The sequence below is a fragment of the Mycobacterium appelbergii genome (genome assembly GCF_032883035.1).
Taxonomy (GTDB): Bacteria; Actinomycetota; Actinomycetes; order Mycobacteriales; family Mycobacteriaceae; genus Mycobacterium; species Mycobacterium appelbergii.
The window spans coordinates 76715-96646 of the sequence record NZ_JAMQTH010000018.1 but is presented as its reverse complement, the minus strand read 5'-3'; the positions used below and the strand labels follow the sequence as shown (position 1 = coordinate 96646).

General features: G+C 66.6%; 18 protein-coding genes and 1 pseudogene. 8 read left to right on the top strand and 11 right to left on the bottom strand.

All coding sequences use genetic code 11. The features are described 5' to 3' along the window. Positions 1 to 19: 19 nt before the first annotated feature. Genes dnaJ through dhaL form a run of 7 tightly spaced genes read left to right on the top strand, consistent with a single transcriptional unit; the run spans position 20 to position 6825 of the window. The gene (gene dnaJ, locus M1247_RS31850; protein WP_317160426.1) at positions 20 to 1195 is read left to right on the top strand and encodes a molecular chaperone DnaJ; all 1176 of its coding nucleotides are present in this window, start codon (positions 20 to 22) and stop codon (positions 1193 to 1195) included. Then, positions 1192 to 1578: a heat shock protein transcriptional repressor HspR gene (locus tag M1247_RS31845; RefSeq protein WP_317160425.1), complete on the top strand. Its 387-nt coding sequence runs from the start codon at positions 1192 to 1194 to the stop codon at positions 1576 to 1578. The genes dnaJ and M1247_RS31845 overlap by 4 nt, the downstream gene beginning before the upstream one ends. A gap of 6 nt (positions 1579 to 1584) precedes the next feature. Continuing rightward, positions 1585 to 2478, top strand: coding sequence for a LysR family transcriptional regulator (locus M1247_RS31840; RefSeq protein ID WP_317160424.1), 894 nt, complete (start codon positions 1585 to 1587; stop codon positions 2476 to 2478). Between the two features lie 50 nt (positions 2479 to 2528). Then, positions 2529 to 3974: an MFS transporter gene (locus tag M1247_RS31835; protein ID WP_317160423.1), complete on the top strand. Its 1446-nt coding sequence runs from the start codon at positions 2529 to 2531 to the stop codon at positions 3972 to 3974. A 51-nt stretch (positions 3975 to 4025) separates the two neighbouring features. Then, positions 4026 to 5183 carry an N-methyl-L-tryptophan oxidase gene (gene solA / locus M1247_RS31830; RefSeq protein ID WP_317160422.1) on the top strand — a complete coding sequence of 386 codons (1158 nt, stop codon included), beginning with the start codon at positions 4026 to 4028 and terminating at the stop codon, positions 5181 to 5183. Beyond that, positions 5180 to 6175 (top strand): dihydroxyacetone kinase subunit DhaK, encoded by a 996-nt coding sequence (locus tag M1247_RS31825; protein WP_317160421.1) that lies wholly within the window; start codon positions 5180 to 5182, stop codon positions 6173 to 6175. The genes solA and M1247_RS31825 overlap by 4 nt, the downstream gene beginning before the upstream one ends. Before the next feature lie 8 nt (positions 6176 to 6183). Further along, positions 6184 to 6825, top strand: a complete 642-nt coding sequence (gene dhaL, locus M1247_RS31820) for a dihydroxyacetone kinase subunit DhaL (protein WP_317160420.1) — start codon at positions 6184 to 6186, stop codon at positions 6823 to 6825. Here dhaL and M1247_RS31815 read toward each other — a convergent pair. From M1247_RS31815 to M1247_RS31805, 3 genes are read right to left on the bottom strand one after another with little or no spacing between them, the layout of a single operon-like run. Then, on the bottom strand, positions 6818 to 7720 hold the full coding sequence (locus tag M1247_RS31815) for an aldose 1-epimerase (protein WP_317160419.1): 903 nt from the start codon (positions 7718 to 7720) through the stop codon (positions 6818 to 6820). The two genes, dhaL and M1247_RS31815, sit on opposite strands and share 8 nt — an antisense overlap. A gap of 44 nt (positions 7721 to 7764) precedes the next feature. Further along, positions 7765 to 8931 carry an FAD-binding oxidoreductase gene (locus M1247_RS31810; protein ID WP_317160418.1) on the bottom strand — a complete coding sequence of 389 codons (1167 nt, stop codon included), beginning with the start codon at positions 8929 to 8931 and terminating at the stop codon, positions 7765 to 7767. An 11-nt stretch (positions 8932 to 8942) separates the two neighbouring features. Continuing rightward, positions 8943 to 9953 carry an ABC transporter permease gene (locus M1247_RS31805; protein WP_317160417.1) on the bottom strand — a complete coding sequence of 337 codons (1011 nt, stop codon included), beginning with the start codon at positions 9951 to 9953 and terminating at the stop codon, positions 8943 to 8945. A 98-nt stretch (positions 9954 to 10051) separates the two neighbouring features. Between M1247_RS31805 and M1247_RS31800 the strand changes: the two genes are divergently transcribed. Beyond that, the gene (locus M1247_RS31800) at positions 10052 to 10684 is read left to right on the top strand and encodes a TetR/AcrR family transcriptional regulator (protein ID WP_317160416.1); all 633 of its coding nucleotides are present in this window, start codon (positions 10052 to 10054) and stop codon (positions 10682 to 10684) included. 5 nt (positions 10685 to 10689) lie between these two features. Here M1247_RS31800 and M1247_RS31795 read toward each other — a convergent pair whose 3' ends face one another. The 8 genes and pseudogenes from M1247_RS31795 to M1247_RS31765 all read right to left on the bottom strand — a co-directional run bounded on the left by M1247_RS31795 (position 10690) and on the right by M1247_RS31765 (position 19825). After that, complete coding sequence (locus M1247_RS31795; protein ID WP_317160415.1) at positions 10690 to 11007, bottom strand: ESX-1 secretion-associated protein; 318 nt, start codon at positions 11005 to 11007, stop codon at positions 10690 to 10692. A gap of 15 nt (positions 11008 to 11022) precedes the next feature. Beyond that, positions 11023 to 11754, bottom strand: coding sequence for an EspA/EspE family type VII secretion system effector (locus M1247_RS31790; RefSeq protein ID WP_317160414.1), 732 nt, complete (start codon positions 11752 to 11754; stop codon positions 11023 to 11025). Between the two features lie 98 nt (positions 11755 to 11852). Further along, positions 11853 to 12401 carry a hypothetical protein gene (locus tag M1247_RS31785; RefSeq protein WP_317160413.1) on the bottom strand — a complete coding sequence of 183 codons (549 nt, stop codon included), beginning with the start codon at positions 12399 to 12401 and terminating at the stop codon, positions 11853 to 11855. Positions 12402 to 12504: 103 nt separating this feature from the next. Beyond that, positions 12505 to 13116: a hypothetical protein gene (locus M1247_RS31780; RefSeq protein WP_317160412.1), complete on the bottom strand. Its 612-nt coding sequence runs from the start codon at positions 13114 to 13116 to the stop codon at positions 12505 to 12507. Positions 13117 to 13191: 75 nt separating this feature from the next. Further along, positions 13192 to 13308: pseudogene (locus M1247_RS36495) on the bottom strand (DUF2510 domain-containing protein); the annotation flags it as partial. A gap of 66 nt (positions 13309 to 13374) precedes the next feature. After that, the gene (locus M1247_RS31775; protein ID WP_317160411.1) at positions 13375 to 16152 is read right to left on the bottom strand and encodes a helix-turn-helix transcriptional regulator; all 2778 of its coding nucleotides are present in this window, start codon (positions 16150 to 16152) and stop codon (positions 13375 to 13377) included. 68 nt (positions 16153 to 16220) lie between these two features. Continuing rightward, positions 16221 to 16892, bottom strand: a complete 672-nt coding sequence (locus tag M1247_RS31770) for a sigma-70 family RNA polymerase sigma factor (RefSeq protein WP_317160410.1) — start codon at positions 16890 to 16892, stop codon at positions 16221 to 16223. A 158-nt stretch (positions 16893 to 17050) separates the two neighbouring features. Then, positions 17051 to 19825 (bottom strand): helix-turn-helix transcriptional regulator, encoded by a 2775-nt coding sequence (locus M1247_RS31765; protein WP_317160409.1) that lies wholly within the window; start codon positions 19823 to 19825, stop codon positions 17051 to 17053. Between the last annotated feature and the right edge of the window lie 107 nt (positions 19826 to 19932).

Genomic DNA, 19932 nt, shown 5'->3' with positions numbered 1-19932 from the left:
GGTAAGGAGGTGGCGCAGCATGGCCCAACGCGAATGGGTCGAGAAGGACTTCTACAAGGAGCTCGGCGTCTCCTCTGACGCCAGCGCCGACGAAATCAAGAAGGCCTACCGGAAACTCGCGTCCGAACTGCACCCTGACCGGAACTCTGAAGCCGGCGCCGCAGAGCGGTTCAAGGCGGTGTCCGAGGCAAACAGTGTTTTGTCGGACCCCGCGAAGCGCAAGGAGTATGACGAGACCCGCCGACTGTTCGCCGGCGGAGGTTTCGGCCGTCGATTCAACGACGGTGGCGGGAACTTCAGTGGTGGATTCGGCTCCGACGGTGCCGAGTTCAACCTGGGCGACCTCTTCGACGCGGCGGGCCAGAGCGGCGGCGCCAACATCGGTGACCTGTTCGGCGGCCTGTTCGGGCGCGGTGCTCAACCGCGGCCGAGCAGGCCCCGCCGGGGCAACGACCTGGAAACCGAAACCGAGCTGTCGTTCCTGGAGGCCACCAAGGGCGTGGCCATGCCACTGCGGCTGACCAGCCCGGCGCCGTGCACCAATTGCCATGGCAGCGGCGCACGTCCGGGCACCAGCCCGAAAGTGTGCCCGAACTGCAACGGTTCCGGGGTGGTGAGCCGCAACCAGGGCGCGTTCGGTTTCTCTGAACCCTGCACGGAGTGCCGGGGGAGCGGCTCGATCATCGAGCATCCCTGCAGTGAGTGCCAGGGCACGGGCGTCACCACGCGGACCCGCACGATCAACGTGCGGATCCCGCCGGGCGTCGAGGACGGCCAACGTATCCGATTGGCCGGACAGGGCGAGGCGGGGCTGCGCGGCGCACCGTCCGGTGATCTCTATGTCACCGTGCATGTGCGCCCCGACAAAGTGTTTGGCCGCGACGGCGACGACCTGACCGTCAGTGTGCCGGTGAGCTTTCACGAGTTGGCGCTCGGCACAACACTTTCAGTGCCGACACTGGACGGCAAGGTCGGTGTCCGGGTGCCGAAGGGCACCTCGGACGGACGAATCCTGCGGGTGCGTGGACGGGGCGTGCCGAAACGCTCCGGCGGCCACGGCGACCTGCTGGTCACCGTGAAGGTGGCGGTGCCGCCGAACCTGGAAGGTGAAGCGGCCGAGGCTCTCGAGGCCTACGCGAAAGCCGAACGCGCCACGGGCTTTGATCCACGGGCCGGATGGGCGGGCAACGTATGAGCTCGCGAAAAGACGACGCCCGGACGTTCCTGATCTCGGTGGCCGCCGAGCTGGCCGGTATGCATGCACAGACGCTGCGTACCTATGACCGGCTCGGTCTGGTCAGCCCGCAACGCAGTTCCGGTGGCGGGCGGCGCTATTCGGAGCGCGACGTCGACCTGCTCCGCGAAGTGCAGCGGCTCTCGCAGGACGAAGGCGTCAACCTTGCCGGCATCAAACGCATCATCGAACTCACCAATCAGGTCGACGCCCTGCGCGCCCGGGTCTCCGAGCTGAGCCAGCAGGTGGAGCAGCTGAGGGCGGCCTCTCAACACCGCGACGTGTCAGTGGCGTCGAAGGCCGTCGTCCTCTGGCAACCTGGCGCCAATCGCCGGCGTCGCTAAGCGGTCATGGAGCTCCGACATCTGCGCTATTTCGTAGCGGTTGCCGAAGAACTCAGCTTCACCCAAGCCGCCAAAGTACTGCACATCTCGCAGCCCCCACTAAGCCAGCAGATCTCCCAATTGGAAACCGAACTCGGTGTGCAACTGTTCGAACGTACGCCGCGGCGGGTGGTCTTGACCGATACGGGCCGCGTATTGCTCGAGGAGGCCCGACGAATCCTTGCCGGCGCGTGGGACATGCAACGGATTGCCGCGGGCGCGGCGATGGATTCGATCGCCAGGCCGCTGCGCCTTGCCAGCGTGACCTCGGGCTTCTCCGAGCTCCTGCCGAGGATCGTGCCCAAGTTCAGGGCGGCGAATCCCGGTGTGGCATTGCTCATCGAATCCGTGGACCCTGCCGACCAGATACACCGAATCCAACGGGGTGAGCTGGATATCGGCGTGCTCAGGACGGCTGGCGGACGGAAAATCGAAGGATTGCACCTGTACCCGATCGAGGTCCAGCCCTTCGTCGCGGTGCTTCCGATCGATCATCCCCTTGCGAAGAACGATGCGGTGGACATGGCGGAACTGGAGGGTCAGGATCTGCTGTTACTGCCGCGTCGCCGAAATCCCGATTACACCGACGCGGTGACGAGCGCCTGTACCGCGGCGGGGTTCAGCCCTCGTATCAGGTTCGAACCTGACGACGACCAGGTGTTGCTGGGTCTGGTCGCCTGCGGGCTCGGAATCGGCATCGTCCCGTCCTGTGTCTCTCCACTGAGGTTGCCCGGGACGGTATACCGCCCCCTTCACCCGCCCGCGCCGTCGACGACGTTGTGTTTGGCCCAGGCAACAAATCGCCCGTCACCGTACTTCGAGGCACTCAAGGATCTGGCCACCGAACCCGCGCCCGGCTAGCGCCGCCGTGAGCTATATGCCAAACCTATCGGCTTAGCGGGAAACAGGTATTGGACGGCCGTTGCCGCATCAAGCTTCAATGTTCTCCACCAAGGGCACCGTGCCCGATCTTGGGGAGAAATATGAGCAATGAAGTAAAGGCCGTCTCGCTCGATGACGTGCCTCTGTCGCGCTTCCATCTCCGTGTCACCACCTTCACCGCTGGTGGATTGTTTTGTGACGGTTATATTTTGGGGATAGTTGGCATCGCGCTCGCCGTTTACGCGCAGCAACGGGGCTTATCCGATCTGTGGTTCGGATTGATCGGTGCCGGCGCGCTGATCGGCTTGTTTCTCGGCAGCCTGGTCTTCGGCCCGATCATCGACCGGGTCGGACGCCAAACGATGTATGTCATCGATCTGATGATCTTCGTGGTCGGCTCCTTGCTGCATCTTGTCGCCGATGAGCCGTGGCAGCTGTTCGCGATCCGCCTGATCCTTGGAGTGGCGATGGGTATCGACTACGCCATCGGGGCCACCCTCTTGTCGGAGTTCCTCCCGCGCAAGCATCGGGGAACGCTGCTCGCGACATTGAATACGACGTGGACGGTCGGCTTCGTCGTGGCTTTCGTCATCGGGTACTTCCTGCGCGACTTCCTTGGCGAGGATTCGTGGCGCTGGATGCTTGCCAGCGGTGCCGTCCCGGCGTTCCTCGTTCTGCTGCTACGCCTGGGTGCCCCCGAGTCGCCGCGGTGGCTGGCGGCGCACGGCCGTGCCGACGAGGCGCGTCGCGTTCTGGACAAGTACTTCGGCGAACATGTCGTGATCGGCGAAACCGCAGATACGGCTGCGCATTCCCGCCGGTCCGCTCGCTTGCTCGTTCTCTTCACCAGGCAATGGCGGCGACGCACGATCTTCGCGTCGGTGTTCTGGTTCTGTCAGGTTCTGCCGTATTTCGCCTTGTTCACCTTCGCGCCCACCGTTCTGTCGGCAGTCGGTCTGGGTGACGGATTCACCGGCGGCCTGATCATGAATCTGTTTCAGTTGGTCGGCGGGATTGTCGGGGTGATCGTGATGGATCGCCTCTCCCGTCGTGGCTTCACCCTCTGGTCCTTTGTCGTGATGGGCCTGGCGCTGCTGCCACTGGCCGTCTTCGCCTCGCCGAACGCTGCGTTGATTGTCGGATGCTTCGCGATCTACGCTTTCGCAATCTCGGCGGCGGGCACACTCTGCCATGTATATCCGGCTGAACTCTTTCCCACCGATTTTCGTGCGACCGGCGTCGGCTTCGCGGCCGCGATGAGTCGTATCGGCGCAGCGGTCGGCACCTTTCTGCTTCCGGTTTCGCTGACCCACTTGGGAACTCGGCAGACGATGCTGCTCGCTGTGATAGTCCTGGCGCTCGGGATCGTCGCTACTGCCAAGCTGGCACCGGAGACCAGGGACCTCGCCTTGCAGGAGGCAGCGGCCGCGGAGCCAGACGGTATCGACTCGCCCGCGGCCGTGGCCAGGCACTGACGGTCGCGTGCCGACCACATCGCACACCTTCTAACACGAAAGCAGACACCCATGGATGCTGAGGTTGCCGTCATCGGCATCGGCACGATCGGCTCGATGACACTCTGGCAGCTGGCGCGGGCCGGCGTGGACGTCATCGGCTTCGAGCAGTTCTCGATCGGTCACGACAAATCGGCGGCCGGTGGTGAGTCACGGATCTTTCGCACCGCCTATGTCGAGGGACCACAGTACATTCCATTCCTGCAGCGCTCACTCGAGCTGTGGCGCGAGCTCGAAGGCGAGGCTGCGGTCGAGTTGCTCAGACTGACCTCCGGTCTGACGATCGGATCACCCCACAGTTCGGCGATCACCCAGGTAATCAAGGGATGTGACCAGTACGGTCTGCCGCACGAGTTCCTCGACCACACCGAGCTGCAAGCCCGGTACCCACAGCATCTGCTGCATTCTGACGAAGTGGGAGTCGTCGACCCGCATGCCGGATTCATCAGGCCTGAACGGGCGGTCACCGCCGCAGCCCGGGCAGCCCGGCAACACGGTGCGCACATCGTCACCGATACCCGTATCGACGCGATCACACCACACCAAGGGAAGGTGAGAATTCATGCCGGCGAGCGTGTCTGGACGGTGGCGCAGGTCGTCTTGACAGTGGGACCATGGATGACCGCAATGATGCCTACGCTGAGCGGTCACGTGGTTCCGCATCGAGTCCAGCTGGCGTGGCACGCCGTCTCAGATCCGGAGCAGTACCTGCCGGACAATAGCCCGGTATTCATGCGTCAATCTCCGAACGGTCTGCTGTTCGGTTTCCCGACACTCGACGGTTCGACGGTGAAAGTAGGTATACACCAGTCGTATCCAGATTTCGGTCCTTCGGACGTGGTCGTCGACCCTGACCGGCTCGATGGCACGGTGAACCGAGATCAGATCACCGCAGTTGGACGGGGCCTCGCGACTTTCCTCGCAGGCCTGACTCCGCAACCGTCTCGCGTGGAAACCTACATGGACGGCTACACTGTCGACGATGCGCCCGTGGTGGGATCCGTTCCCGGGCAGGACAATATCTGGATACTCGGTGGCTTCTCCGGCCACGGGTTCAAGATGGCGCCGGCGTTCGGCGAGGCTGCCGCTGAGTTGGCTCGGGTCGGTACCTCCACGCTACTCACCACCGCGTTCCGCCCGGGCCGCTTCGTGCGACAAGGACGGGCATGAAACGCACCATCAACGACCCACGGGACTACGTTCGGCAGATGCTGGCAGGATTGGTGTCGGCGCATTCCAATCTTATTGTCGCGGACTTCGATTCGATGCTGTGCTGTCGACGACAACCGCTGCCGGTGGGGACGGTGGCGTGTGTATCGGGCGGTGGGTCAGGTCACGAACCTCTTCATGCTGGTTTTGTCGGCGAGGGGATGCTCGCTGCTGCTGTTCTCGGTGATGTTTATGCGGCGCCGTCGTCCGACCAGATCAGCACGGCGATGTCGGTGGCCGACGTAGGCGGCGGCGTTCTGCTCATCGTCAAGAACTACACCGGTGATGTGCTCAACTTCCGGCTTGCCGCCGAAGACGCAGAGGACCGTGGAATCGAACACGCCACAGTTGTGGTGGCCGAGGACGCGTCGCTACCGGCGTCGGGCGATGGACCGGGCCGGCGCGGAACCGCGGGCACGGTCTTCGTGGAGAAGATTGCCGGCGCCGCCGCGGCGGCCGGGTACACCTTGGCCGCCACGGCCGCGCTTGCGCAGCGTGTGGCCGACAGTTCCCGCAGCATTGCCGTCGCCACCTCCGCGTGCACACCACCGATGGCAGACGGGCCGACCTTCGAACTGTCCAGGGGCGAGGTTGAGTTCGGCGTGGGCATACATGGTGAGCGGGGGAGACGCAGACAGCCCCGGAAACCGGCGCGCGAGCAAGCCGACGAGCTCGTCGACGTGCTCGTGTCCGATCTCGGATTGAGCGCGGGCGCACGGCTGTTGGTTTTCACGAATGGCCTCGGCGGCACTCCCGTCGGGGAGCAGTATCTGTTCCACAGTGACGTCGTCACGGCGCTGCAGCGACGCAGGATGGAGCCGGTCCGACACCTCGTCGGCAGCTATGTCACCAGCCTCGACATGACCGGGCTGTCTGTGTCCATCGTTCCCGTCGACGACGACCTCGTTGACCTCTGGGATGCGCCCGTTCGTACCCCGGCCATCGCATGGTAGGAGAACCGTTGTCCGCCACCACCCTCCCAGCCGACCTGATGGCAATCTGGATGAGTGCCACCGCAGATCTCCTGGCCGAAGCATGCCCGCGGCTGACAGAACTCGACGCCGCTGTCGGCGACGCGGATCACGGCGTGAACATGGAAAGTGGATTCCGGGCGATCGCGAAAGAACTTGCTGCGCAAAAATGTTCGTCCCCGTCGCAGACACTGCTCACCGCGGCGTCCGTGCTGCGGAAAACGACCGGTGGAACGAGCGGTGCCCTGTGGGCAGGCGCCCTCCGGCGTGCAGGCAAGGCATTGGAAGGTGCGGACGTATTCGATCAATGGGCCCTGCTGCACGCGCTCGAGGAGGCCTGGTCGGCCATTGGCGAGCTCGGCGGGGCGAGCGAAGGAGACAACACTCTGCTCGACGCCGTGCTGCCCGCAACCCGCAGTCTGCGTAGCCAACTCGAAGCCGGTGCGCCGCTGCCGGATGCCATCCGTGAGGCGCATCGCGCCGCGGAGGAAGGGGCAGCGGCGACCGCCGATCGCATCGCTGTGCGCGGTCGGGCCGCCTACCTCGGCGAACGGGCGATCGGGACACCTGATCCCGGAGCGGTCTCGGCTGCGGTGGTGTTCCAGGGACTGGTCACAGCCGCCGCTAACTGACCTTGATCGAGTAGGTACTGGTCTCGGGCTTGCCGGGAACCGCAATGGGGTAGTTGCCCCGTCGTAGCGCGTCGGTCGGTGCAGCCATCGGTTCGATGCAGACGACGTCGTCGCTGTGCGGCGCGAAAATCTGCGCGGCGCCGTAGCCCCTGCTGAACTTCACCTCGATGCGCCGATCGCCGCCGGCGATCGCGAACGTCGAACCATCGCGGACCTGGTCGAAGCCGTGGTCCAGCTCGGTTGTCTTCAGCGGCTCGGCTCCGCCGGCCCACTCCTGCGTCTCCCCGGTCGGGATACCCCAGTTGTCCACGGGCAGATATCGCATGGTCGGGGTTTCCAGCTGCCACTCCTCCCGTGCCACACCCGGGATCTTGAAATACGGATGGTAGCCGTAACACAGGGGCACCGAGGCTGCCGTGGACGGCATCACGGTGGTGTCCACGGTGAGCGTGCGGTCGGCCAGCGTCACGGTCATGGTCAGGATGTGCGGGAAGGGAAACGTCGCGAGCAGGCGGGGTCGCCCGCCCCAGTCCAGGATCGCCACCAGTTTGTTCTCGGACTGTTCGATGACGAGCCAGCCGGGATTGGCGCCCAGCACGCCATGGATCGGCACGCCATGCTCGTCGCTGCGCACCCCGGCGACACCGGGGGTCAGGGTGACCACCGCACCGTTGATGCCGTACTTGCTGGCGCTCAACCTGTTTGCCCACGGGTAGAGGATCGGGATGCCCATCGTCTTGCCGGTGGTGATGTAGGCCTGTAACCCGCGGCGCTGCCCCAGGAACTCGACGCCGTCGTCGGCCAGTGATGTGCAGACCATTCCCGCGACGGGAACATACGTCGCGGTCAGCGATGACGACGGGTCATGCAGGGTGACAGGTTGGTAGTCGGCCATGGCGCAAGTCTGTCACGCGGTCGCGGTGGTGACACCCATACGAGTCAGTCCGTCAGGGGGTCGTGCTGGATCCGTTCGGCGGGCGCGCCCTTGTCGATCAGCGCGGACTTTGTCGCCGTGACCATCTCCGGTCCGCCGCAGATCAAGATCTGGCGGTCACCCCAATTGCCATACCGGGTCACCACTTCGGGCAGTCGTCCGGTCTGGCGGACGTGCAGTCCACGGGGTGGTTGGACGTCGGGATAGTCGGCCGCCCAAGGTGGATCGCTGCTGTATTCGGACACCGGCGTCACCGATAACCAGGGGTTGGTCGCAGCGATCTGCCACAGCGTTTTCAGGTCATAGAGGTCACACGGATACCGTCCGCCGAAGAACAGGTGCACCCGCGGGTTCACCCCGTGCAGCGTCATGTCCATGATGAGCGTGCGCAATGGCGCCAGCCCGGTGCTGCCCGCGACCATCAGCACGTCTTCGCCGCCGCGGTCGACCTGCATGGCGCCGTGGGGGCTGGACATCCGCCATCGGTCGCCGGGCCGGGTTTCGGCGACGATCGCCGTGCTGACCATGCCGCCGGTGACCGATCGGACATGGAATTCAATGCCACCGGAGCGGTCGGCCGGGATGGCCGGGCTCAGATAGCGCCAGCGGCGTGGCCACTGCGGTACCTGGACGGTGACGTACTGGCCCGGGTGGTAGAAGAGCGGTTGGTCGAGTTGCAGCCGGATGACCGATACGTCGCGGGTGACCTTGTTGTGCTCGATGACGGTGCCGTCGCAGTACGCCGGGGACTGCTCGGCATCGGCCGCCCCGCGCATCACCCCGATGACCAGCGCAACCACGTCGTGCGCGGTCTCGGCGAGCCGCTGATTCCAGTTCGCGTCGAGGTGAGTGCGCAGCGTGGTGTAGAGCGCGTCCCGCATCGTGTCGTAATGATGTTCTGTCACACCGTATTTGCGGTGATCCCGGCCCAGCTGGGCCAGGAACGCCACCGGTTCCTCGGCGCGCTGGGCGATGAGCTCCCCGAACAGCCAGGTCATCGTGGTGGCGAAGATGTTGCGCTGACGGTCCATGTCCGGTGGGAACAGGTCTCGGGCGGACAGGTCGGTGGCGAACCAGTGGGTGTAGAAATCGCGGATCAGGGCGTCGGACCCGCGTTGTGGGTCGACGGCATCACGCAGCACCAGCAGCGCGTCACGGTCATCGAGCCCCACGGGGGCGCATTCTATGCGCGTGCGCGCCCGGGCTGTCGCAGAGCGGCAACTACCACCAGTGTCGCCCCGACGATCACCCAGAAACTGAGCACGATGACTGCGGTGGTGGCGCCGCTGCCGCCGAAGTATGCGGTGGACCGCAGCAACGTGGCGGTCGCGCCCTGGGGGAGCAGCTGGCCGAGCTGTCCCCAACCGCTCGGCAGCATTTCCGGTGCGGCGGTCAGCCCGGACAGCGGGTTGCCCACCAGCAGGGCCAGCAGCGCGCCGACAGCCAACCCGGCCTTCCCGAACAGTGAGCCCAGTCCGAGCATGAGCAGGCCTGCCGCGCCCACCCCAAGGGTCAGGCCCGCAGCAACGCCCCACAGGTTCGTGTCGATGGAACCGAAGACGTAGTACAGCAACGCGGCGATGGTGGTGCCGGCGACCGCGGCGAATACGACGGCGGCACCCAGTCGAGTCCACACTTCGCGTCTGAGGGCGAACACCAGGGCGATCGCAGGCAGCATCCCCGCCAGCGTGATCGGCAGTGCGGACGCGGCCAGTCCGGCGCCCCGCGGGTCGGCGGCGGGCAGCGGGGCGAGATCCTCGGTGTGCAGGGTCAGGCCGCGGTGTGCGGCGATGCCTGCGCCTACCTGGTTCAGCAATTGCGCGACGGCCGGGCTGCCGCCGGTGGCGGTCAACAGGGTGGGACCCTCGGGTCCGAATGCGACGCCGCCGTAGACGGTCCGGTTGTGGATGGCGTCACGCAACGCTGCCTCACCCGGGTAGTAGGTGACGGCGAACGCTCCGGGCGCCTGCTGTTCCAGCCGTTCGGCGACCTGGCTGCTGGCGGCCTGTGGTCCGGCGGCGCCGATGGGGACGTTGTGAGGCTTGGAGCGGGACGCGGGTAGGGCGAACGCGACCGCCACGATCGCGATGGCCACCGCGAGCACCGCGATGATTCCGGTGGCCCGTAGTGCTGCCGGTGGACGGTGTACAGGCACCACCTGGCGGGCCGGGGTGGGGAGCGCGGTTGCAGTCATGACGCCACCTTTTCATCAACTGTTGAATTACCTGTTGCGCTGAGAGTAGCGCTGTCCGCGATTTATTTCAACATCTATTGAAATGATAGTGTCGATGCATGGCCTTACCTGCGCAGACAGTCAAAAAGCGAGGGCGAAGGCAGGGCGATCCCGTCTCCAGGGACACTGTGCTGGCCGCCGCGAAACAGCGATTCGCCGCGGACGGCTACGAGAAGACGACGCTGCGGGCGATCGCCGGGGACGCCCACGTCGACCCGTCGATGGTGCTGTACCTCTTCGGGTCGAAAGCCGATCTGTTCCGGGAATCGCTGCAACTGATCATCGACCCCGCGGTGCTGGTGGCCGCGATCGAGGGGCCGCCCGAGGAGGTGGGCACCCGGGTGGTGCGCACGTATCTGGACATCTGGGAAGCGGCCGACACCGGCGCCAGCATGCGGGCGATGCTGCAGTCCGCCACCTCGAACTCCGACGCCAACGAATCCTTCCGGGCCTTCATGCAGGACTACGTGCTGGCCGCGGTGTCCGGCGCACTCGGGGGAGATGTCGAGCAGGCCCGGCTGCGGGCGATGTTGGCGGCCACGACCCTCGTCGGTACCGCGATGCTGCGCTACGTGATGGCCGTGCCCCCGTTGGCCGCCGTGACCCGCGATGAGGCGGTGCGACTGATCGCGCCGACGGTGACGCGGTACCTCACCGCCGATGCAGAGGACCTGGGGCTGCCCGCGTCATAGCCGGATCAGCCGGGGTGCATCGTGGCGTTGAGTTTGCCGCTGAGCTTGGCATCTGCCTGGTCGTATCGGGATGCCGCGATATTGAGTTTCTGCGACAGATCAGTCGAAGCGTGCTGCATCCGAGCGCACGCTTGGGTGCGGGCAGCCAAGGCCATTGTCAGAGCGGTGATGGCAGCTCCACATACGAGGCCGTGATTGACCGCCACGGAATCGGGAACCCCTTGGGGCGTGCCCGACGCGCTTGCGACCTGGCTCGCGGCCTGATTTTGTCGCTCCGACAAGTCGCGTACGTGCGTGGTGTGGACCTTCAGGAGATCGGACATACGGATTTCCTTCGTTCAGCTCGATGACACCTTGGTGTACTTGTTCATCGCCTGCGCGATCTTCGCGGCATTCATCGTCGAGTTCGCAGACATCACCCCCATCGCCGCGGCGCTCGGGGGGACCGACCCAGCGACAGCTCCGATTTCAATCCCGATTGCGATCGCCACTCCCGGAGGGCCGAACGCCCTCGCGATCATGGCAGGCACCACGGCGTAGCCGAGGACAGTCGCGGCGACGTCGAGGAAAGTGCGTGTCTGGTTGACCTGCTTGGCTTGATCGTGCACAACCGCTTCCACCGCCATGTCGGCTTCCTGGATGGCGCGGGCACGATCCTGTTGCTTGGAGTCCTGGGCCGCGTAAGCCTGCGAGGCGCTCCCTTGCCAACTGTCGCCGGGAATCGCCGATTCGAGTGTTTGGCCGACCTCGCTGAACTGCGCTGCGCCTTGCCCGAACCGGTCGCCACTGTCCGGGTCGCCGACTCCACACGTGAGGGTCATTCCTTGGATCGCCAGCAGGCCGGCCGAAATTATCGGAGTACCGAGAGCCCTCGGCAGCAGCATCTGGACTGTGCCGATCGCGTCCGCACCTACCCCGACAGCGTCCAGAGTCTGGTTGGGATTGGCGTTGTTTTTCCGGCCGTCGTCATTGGATTTCGCGGACCACACAGTGTTGGCCTTGCCGAGTTTGTCCAACACCGGGTTGTCGAGCGCATCGCTGACCCTTTGTGCAGCGCTCAAAAAGCTCATCGCCGTTCAGCCCTTTCGTCGAAATGAGCCTAACAGCGGCTAAACACGGTCTTGCACGCCAATTCTGGGCTGGTGTGAGATGGTCCGCTTCGTGGAAATCAGCCCGGCTGGTCTTCCTGCTCGGTGTGCCGCGCGATGAGCGCCAGTTGGGCCTCGACGGCCGCCTCCGGCGTGGAAAACGGCATGTGAGTTTCCACGAAGTCGCGGGCCTCGCGCAAGTCCATCCCCTGGTCGACGAGCATATCTACCACTCCGACATGCACGACCGCCGTCGCCTTCTTTGCGGCGACCTCGGCGACGAACCGGATCTCTTCGGCGAGTTGAGATTCGGTGAGGGTGGTCACTTTCGGGTCGAGGTCGACCTGCGCGACCGCGCCGCTGAGGTAGGCCGTCACAGTCACGGTGCCGGGCGGGTTCACCGCCTGAACCACGGGGATCTGCTCTGCGTCTTCAGGCTCGGGCTCCGGCCCGTCAATGGCCGCGAGGCCGTCGCCGAGACCATCGTCGTAACCGTTGTCGTGTGTTCCCAAGCCCGCCAGGGCATCGAGTCCGGTGTCGTCGTCAGCAATCGCCGGAGCGTCGAAGTGCAACGCGTCCAAGCCGTCGCCGGCATCGAATGACTCATCATCCGGATCATGTGTATTCACGTGGCAGTAGTCCCGACTCTGGTCGACGCCGGCGTGCGCCGAGGCAGTTAGCTTCGCAGCGAAGGCTACCGCGCGCGAAGTGACTCATGTGCAGTGGTTCCGTTCAATTGCGCCACCACGTCCAACCCTGGCTTCGTAACGGGCCACCCGTCATGAGCTTGTCGTAGATGTAGTGCGTGAATGCAACGACCAGCGTCAGAGTGGGCAGCGGATGTGTGGTCGGCGCGGAGCAGGCAAGCATGTAGTCGAATTGAGGGTGTAGTGATCCGGTGCGCATGTGCCACTGCCGGTCGATGTGGGCGACGGCGGTGCCCGCAGCGTCGTAGACCGGTTCATGGACTTCCGCGTTGGTTCTCTTGAAGGCACTGGTACCGACTTCGGTGTGTCCGAGATGCTGATTGCCGAACTCGATTGCCAGGTCCATGCGTTGAGTCCGGACTTGCTGCCAGAACGAGTTGCTTTGACGTAACCGGCCAAGGTCGATTCCGGCGTGATCGCGAATCTGTACGACGTGCCCGCTGTTGCCCCCGTAACGGGTGAGGTACAGCAGGGCCGCGTAATCGGGGCGGACGATCTCGAACTCCAGATCGTCAGTCGCCCGAGTGATTGGAGATAGTTGTGTCCGTGGTCGCATGATGGCGAGGCATTTGCCGCTGGCGTTTTCCACCGCACATTCGATGTTGTGGTCGTGTCTGTCGGCGATGGGCCGTAGCACCAGGGTCTGCTCGCCGAACGGGTAACCGGACTTCTCCAGCGGGGGTGCGAATTGTGTCGCAGGCGGACTGGGTGAGGCGCCAGGTGAGGTATGGCCCGTCCATTGCGTGCCGTCAAAGTACCGGAGTTGCCGACCATTCCATGGATCGGTGAACCAGCCTGGGGGTGCGCTGGGCGGAACGGTGTTGTCGATTATCGTCCCCTTCGTTTTTCGTCGATGCTATCCCGGGCCATCCCGTCGGGCCGATCACCAAACCGGCTATGACGACGCGGGTGACTCGCTGGTGAGCACCGCTTTGATATCCCTGCGGGACCGGATACCGAGTTTGGTGAACACCTTCCGCAGGTGCCACTCGACGGTGTGCGCGCTGAGGAACAGGCGGGTCCCGATCTCGGGGTTGGTCAGCCCGTCAGCCGCCAGCCGGGCGATCTGCATTTCCTGCGGTGTCAGCATTGCACCGGTGTCGGTACTCGGCCCGCTCGTCGTCGCCACCCCCGTGGCGGCGAGTTCGCGGCGCGCCCGCTCGGCGAACCCGGCCGCTCCCATGGCGGTCAGTGAGTCGTGTGCGCGGCCCAGCCGCTGCCGCGCGTCGGTCCGTCGATGCTCGCCCCGAAGCCATTCTCCGTACACCAGATGTGCTCGCGCAGTGAGCATTCGGACCTCGGTGCGCTCGAGCTGTTCGATCGCCCGCTGGTAGTATTTTTCCGCGATGTCGCCTTCGCTCATCAGTGCGCGAACATATGCGGCAGTCCCCAGTGCCCAGTCCGTTCCGCTCGCGGCGGCCATACCCTCGATGTGGCGCACCGCCCCTGTCGCGTCGCCCGGACGGCCGAGTCGTGCTGCGGCCTCGATCAACTCGACCGCGGACCAGGTCGACAGGCCGAACTCCTGCGGGTAGGCGAAGCCGCGTTGAGCGGCCGCGAACGCCTCTTCGTAGCGACCGAGTCCGTTGTAGAGCACGGCCGCCGCCCACTCGGTCGCCGTCAGGACCTTGCCTTCACCGCGCAACAGCAGGTCGTGGGCGATCACGTCGATCACCCGCCGAGTTTCGGCTTCATTTCCGCGCCATGGGGCCACCACCAAGGCGCCGTAGTGCGCAAAGAAGCTGCTGCCCGTCACCTCGCCCAATGTCGCTGCTTGTGCGGCCAGCGAGTCCGCGGCGGCCAGGTCCCCGGCATAAACCCGATTCGACAGCCGCAGCAACAGCGCCGATGGAAGGACACCGAGCGCCCCGGCGTCACCGACCAGTTTGACCAGGGTCGCCGACAGGACCGACCAGTCGTCGAATTCCCAGATGTTGTGCGCCAATCGGCACGCGAGCGGCAGCCAGCCGAGTCCTTCGTCGGACGAGATCTCCCCGGTCCGGTACGCCGCCAGGCCACGCTGTACCAGGGGCACCCCGGCGGCGTATCCGTCGACCACAGCCCGGGACAGTCCCTCAAGGAGCAACTCCGACCGAGACGGATCCGACGGGCGGGGCATCGCCAAGATGGCGGTCGCGACCTGCTCCACGCCGGTGTCGCCGGGCAGCCGGCCGGCGGTGAGGGCTGCGTACATCGCGTCGCGGTAGGTCTCTGTCGCCAGCACGGGGTCCAGTGACTCGAGCTTCTTGGCGGCGTCGAGCAGCAGCGGCAGGCCCGCGCTCGCACTTCGGGAGGAGAACAGGACCTGTCCACGGAGCAGTTCGGCCACGCTGCGCTCGCGCTCGTCCAAGGGCTGCAGCCGGACGGCGTCGAGCAATTCCAGCGCGTCACCGAACTCGCCGGCCTGGGTCTTCGCCTGAGCCGCAGCCAGCGAGCGGGAACCGCGCCGCGCCGGATCGGGCGTGAGTTCGGCAGCCCGGCTGAGGAATGCGGCCGCAGCGGCCACCCCGCCGCGGGCGTGGGCACGTGCGGCGGCGCGTTCCAGGCCCGCTGCGACACCCTCATCCGGAACTCCGGCCGCGCCGGCCAGATGCCATGCCCGACGCTCGGGATCACGTTCGGCATCGGTTGCCTCGGCCAGTGCCTGATGCGCCGACTGCCGTTCGGAGGCCGACGCCGATCGGTATGCGGCCGAACGCACCAGCGGGTGCCGGAACCGGACCATCGTGCGGGCGGTCACCAACTCGGCTGCCTGCGCTTCGGCGCCGGCGGCCTCCACGTCGATGCCCCACCGGGCGGCGGCACGCCGCAGCAATGCCATATCCCCGACGGGCTCGGCCGCGGCGAGCAGCACCAGGCGTTGGGTCTCGGCAGACAGCGACCGTAGCCGTCGCAGGAAGCCCTTCTCGATCTGATTGGCCAGGGGTTGATCGTCCAGCCGGCCGTCGTCGGCGACCAGTTGTGCTGCCGTCAGTTCACGGGGAAGTTCCAGCAGCGCGAGCGGATTCCCGCGGGCCTCGGCCAGCACCCGGTCGCGGACGCGGTCGTCCACACGCCCCGGGGCGGTCGAGGCCAGCAGTGTCCGGGCGTCGTGATCGCCCAGGCCCTCGACCTCGAGATGGGACAGATCCTGCAACGCATCTGCGCGGAGGGGACTGCGCACGGCAAACAGCAGCGCCACGCGCTCCGCCAGCAAGCGACGGGCGACGAAGGCCAGTGTCTGAGCTGAGATCTGGTCCAGCCACTGGGCGTCGTCGACCAGACACACCAGCGGCTGATCCTCGGCCACGTCAGCCAACAGGGTGAGCACTGCCAGCCCGACGAGGAAGCGGTCGGGAGGGCTTCCGGCGCTCAGTCCGAACGCGGTCTCGAGCGCCGCGCGTTGGGGGCCCGGAAGGTGATCGAAGTGGCCGCGCAACGGTGCGCACAGTTGGTGAAGCCCACCGAAGGCGAGTTCGGCCTCGGCCTCGATGCCCGTGACACGCGCCACGCGGCATCCGGATGCGTGGTGCCGCGCGTACTCCAGCAACGCGGTCTTGCCGATACCGGCCTCACCGCGCAGGACCAAGGACGCGCTGTGACCGCCCTTGACCCCCGCGATGAGGGTGTCGAGGGTCGCGCATTCGTGACGGCGGCCGAGTAGACGTCCCGGCTCTGCACTCGTTGGCTCCATGTTTTCCAGGGAGACGATACTGGCGGGTGCGGGTGATCGCCTGTCCGGTTTGGACTCCGGATTCGCTGTCAGGCGGCTTGTGGGGAAGCGCGCCGGCCCGCGCTGTCCGTGGCGAGCAGTCGTTCGAGGTCCTCGAGGTCACCGGTGCGGGCCGCCGAGAACGCGGTGTTGAGTAGGCGGTGTGCCTCCACCGCAACAGGTGCCCGCCGCTGGTCGGTGTCCAGGCGCGTCTGGGCCCGGCGGACCAGTTGACGCACATTCGCGGCGCTGGTTCGAAGCAGGTCGGCGAGGTCGACGTACGGGTAGTCGAAACCCTTCCGCAGCACGTAGGCAGCCAGCTCGCCGGCGTTCAACCTCGCCATGAGCAGTGCAAGGACCTCCTCGGCCGCCGCAGCCTGCTCGGCGCGCAGCGCGGGATTCCCGTCGGAATCGACAATGTCGTCCAACGGCGACGCTGTCGGGGACTCGTGGCGGTGCCGAGCGGACTGGATGAGATTGATCGCGAGGTTGGTGGTGGTCGTGGTCAGGAAGGCGGCGGGGTTCTGCACCCTGGTGCGGTCGGTGCGCTGCCAGCGCAGCCATGCGTCCTGCATCAGATCCTCAGCCTCGCAGACGTTGCCGGTCACCCGGTAGGCGATGCCGAACAGTTGCGGGCGGTGGGTCAGGAAGATGTCGAGTGCGCGCTCCAGGTCGTCGGACGGCCTGGTCGGTGTCGTCGTCTGGGGACTCGGCGCGGACATCGGTGGGACTCCTTGTGCTAGGCGGCGCCCATTGCGGGCGATACCTTCACTGTCGATCCCACGTGCCGTCCACCGCGCCCCGGAAGTCCGTGGTGGAGTCCGTGGGCACCGGGCACCACGGGGCCGCAGAATCCCACGCACCGGTGGGAGGAGACCGACTAACCCGGGGTTGCCGCCAGCGCAACCGGCAGATCCCGGCGCGAGTTGATGCCGAGCTTCGAGTACACCTTCCGCAGATGCCACTCCACGGTGTGCGGGCTGATGAACAGCTCCGCACCGATCTTCGGGTTCGTCATCCCGTCGGCTGCCAGGGCAGCGATCTGGGACTCCTGCGGCGTCAGGCTGTTCGACGGCTGCGTATCGCGGGCCCGCACGTGCTCACCGGTGGCCAGCAGTTCGCGCCGGGCGCGCTCGGCGAACGCCGTGGCCCCCATGCCGTCGAACATCTCGTGGGCCTTCCGGAGCTGATCCCGAGCCGCCGCACGCCGACGTGTCCGGCGCAGCCATTCCCCGTACAGCAGGTGGGTACGCGCCACCTCCACCACCACGCGGTCACGGCCGAGTTCCTCGATCGCGGTGCGGTACAGGGCGTCCGCCTCGTCACCATCGGTGAGCAGTGCCCGGCTGCGGGCGCTGACCCCGCGAGCCCACCCGGAGTCGGCCGCATCGGTGAGCTCGACCAGCCGGGCCAGCGAGGCCCGCGCCGCCTCGAGCTCGCCGCACCGGGTTGCGGCTTCGACGTGTTCGACCAGCGACAGGCCGGTGAAGTTGAACCCGTCGTGGTCGATACCGGCGCGGGCGGCGGTCAGAGCCATGTCGTAGCGCGCCAGCCCGTTGTACAGCACGCCTTCGATGTAGCCGCTGGCTCCCAGCAACGAAACCTCCCCGCGCTGTGCGGCACGGGCTTTGGCCTCGGCGATGATGCTCGCCGCGGCGTCCTCCTCGCCGCGCCAGGCCGCCAGCACGAGCGCGGCGTAGCTGTGCGACGCGTTGCCGGTGGCGGCCGAGATCGCGTCGGCCTCCTCGATCATGCGGGTGGCGGTGGCGAAGTCGCCGTAGTGGATGTACACCCCACCGAGGTAGATCAAGGCGGGAGGCAGCACCCCGAGGGCGCCGATATCGCGGGCCAGTCGCACCGCGCGGGTCGCGAACGTGTCCCAGGCGGGCAGATCCCAGCCGTAGTGGATGAACGATTCCAGTGCGACCGGTACGAGTAGCAGCCACCGCAGCGTCGCCTCCCGGCTGCTGAGTTCCTCGTGCGCGAATGGCTCGAAGGCCCGGCGCAGCACCGGGACACCGGCTTCGTATCCGTCCGCGAGCAGCGCGGCCACTCCGTCCAGCAGCAGGTCGGCGGCATCGGAGTGCGACGGTGGGGCGCCCGAGGCGCGGGCCGCGACTGCCGCGGCCCTGGCGCCGGACGGGCCGTGCACCCGGCCGGCGAACACGGTTGCGCTGATCGCCTCGAGGTAGGTCTCACGCGCCAAGGGTGATTCGGTGGCCGTGAATTGTGCGGCAGCGTCCAACAGTAGGGGTGCTGCCTCGTCGCTTCTGCTGCGGGCGAACAGGATCCGGGCACGTAGCCGTGCCAGGTGGGCGCGGTCCAACGGGCTCAGCGGGCACAGGTCCGCCAGCGAGGCCAGCTCTGTGGCGCGGTCCGGAGCGGCGGCCGAGAAGTGCGCCTCGGCGGCCGCGAGGGCTCGCCGTCCCCGCTGCCACAGGTCTGGTGTCAGTTCGGCGGAGCGTTCGGCCAGGACCGCCTCAGCGGCCATGCCGCCGCGTTGCCGTGCCCGGCCCGCCGCGCGGTCCAGCGCCGCCGCGACCTCCTCGTCCGGACCCTCGGCTGCCTGTGCCGCCTGCCAGGCCCGGCGATCGGGGTCCAGTACCGGGTCGGTGACCGTTGCCAGCGCCCGGTGCACCGCCCGGCGCGCTTCCGGCGCGGCGCGGTGGTAGACCGCCGAGCGTACGAGCGGGTGGCGAAACCGCACGGACTCACCGAATTCGATCAATCCGGCCGCCTTGGCGGGTGCGGCATCGGGGGTGACGTTCATCGCGGCGGCGGCGCGCAGCAACAGCCGGGCATCGCCGACCGGCTCGGCGGCGGCGATCAACAGCAGTGTTCGGGTCGGCGCAGGCAGCGAGTCGATGCGCTGCGCGAAGCCCCGCTCCACGCGGCGTGACACCGAACCCGTGCCATGCAGCGACGCCGAGTCCAGGCCGTACGCCAGTTCGGCGGCGCTGCGGCCGCGGTAGAGCTCCAACAGTGCAAGCGGGTTTCCGTGTGTCTCGGCCACCAGCCGGTCCCTGACCCGCTTCTCCAGGCGCCCGTCCACCGCGGCCTCCAGCAGCTCACCGGCGGCGGCAGGGTCGAGACCGCCGATTCTCAACTCCGGCAACGCTTCCAGTACGCCTTGTCCCTCAGGATCGCGTACCGCGAACACCATCGCGACCGCCTCGGCCAGCAGGCGCCGGGCCACGAACTCCAGGGTCTGCAGCGACACCTGATCCAGCCACTGGGCATCGTCGATCACGACCAGCACCGGTCGTGTTTCCGACGCCCGGGTGAGCAGGGTCAACACCGCGAGGCCTACCAGGAAACGGTCAGGAGGATCACCGGCGGCCATCCCGAACGCGACCCGCAGTGCATCGCGCTGCGGTTCCGGCAGCGCATCGATCTCGCCGAAGAACGGCGCGCACAGTTGGTGCAGGCTCGCATAGGCCAGTTCCATGTCGGCCTCGATGCCGCGCGCCCTGGTGACGGTCAAGTCGGAAGCCTGGGCCGCCACGTACTCCAGCAGCGCCGATTTCCCGATACCCGCCTCGCCGCGAATCACCCAGACCGCGGAATCGCCTTGACGCAGCCCGCTCGGCACGTCGGCGAGCAATGTGCACTCACGCTGCCTGCCGACCAGATTGGGCAGCGGGCTGGCACTCATGCGGCGACTCCTGGCACGACTGGACGGCACGGATGTGCACGGCTTGAGAAAAAATCTACCGGCAATGTCACAAACCGCGACACGACCCGGTCGAGTACTTATAACCA

Bases quoted from the DNA above. Each gene is read 5' to 3' on its own strand.
- dnaJ (WP_317160426.1), top strand. From the start codon at position 20: ATGGCCCAACGCGAATGGGTCGAGAAGGACTTCTACAAGGAGCTCGGC.
- M1247_RS31845 (WP_317160425.1), top strand. From the start codon at position 1,192: ATGAGCTCGCGAAAAGACGACGCCCGGACGTTCCTGATCTCGGTGGCC.
- M1247_RS31840 (WP_317160424.1), top strand. From the start codon at position 1,585: ATGGAGCTCCGACATCTGCGCTATTTCGTAGCGGTTGCCGAAGAACTC.
- M1247_RS31800 (WP_317160416.1), top strand. From the start codon at position 10,052: ATGGCCTTACCTGCGCAGACAGTCAAAAAGCGAGGGCGAAGGCAGGGC.
- M1247_RS31795 (WP_317160415.1), bottom strand. From the start codon at position 11,007: ATGTCCGATCTCCTGAAGGTCCACACCACGCACGTACGCGACTTGTCG.
- M1247_RS31765 (WP_317160409.1), bottom strand. From the start codon at position 19,825: ATGAGTGCCAGCCCGCTGCCCAATCTGGTCGGCAGGCAGCGTGAGTGC.
- M1247_RS31815 (WP_317160419.1), bottom strand. From the start codon at position 7,720: ATGGCCGACTACCAACCTGTCACCCTGCATGACCCGTCGTCATCGCTG.
- M1247_RS31770 (WP_317160410.1), bottom strand. From the start codon at position 16,892: ATGTCCGCGCCGAGTCCCCAGACGACGACACCGACCAGGCCGTCCGAC.
- M1247_RS31775 (WP_317160411.1), bottom strand. From the start codon at position 16,152: ATGGAGCCAACGAGTGCAGAGCCGGGACGTCTACTCGGCCGCCGTCAC.
- M1247_RS31825 (WP_317160421.1), top strand. From the start codon at position 5,180: ATGAAACGCACCATCAACGACCCACGGGACTACGTTCGGCAGATGCTG.
- solA (WP_317160422.1), top strand. From the start codon at position 4,026: ATGGATGCTGAGGTTGCCGTCATCGGCATCGGCACGATCGGCTCGATG.
- M1247_RS31805 (WP_317160417.1), bottom strand. From the start codon at position 9,953: ATGACTGCAACCGCGCTCCCCACCCCGGCCCGCCAGGTGGTGCCTGTA.
- M1247_RS31790 (WP_317160414.1), bottom strand. From the start codon at position 11,754: ATGAGCTTTTTGAGCGCTGCACAAAGGGTCAGCGATGCGCTCGACAAC.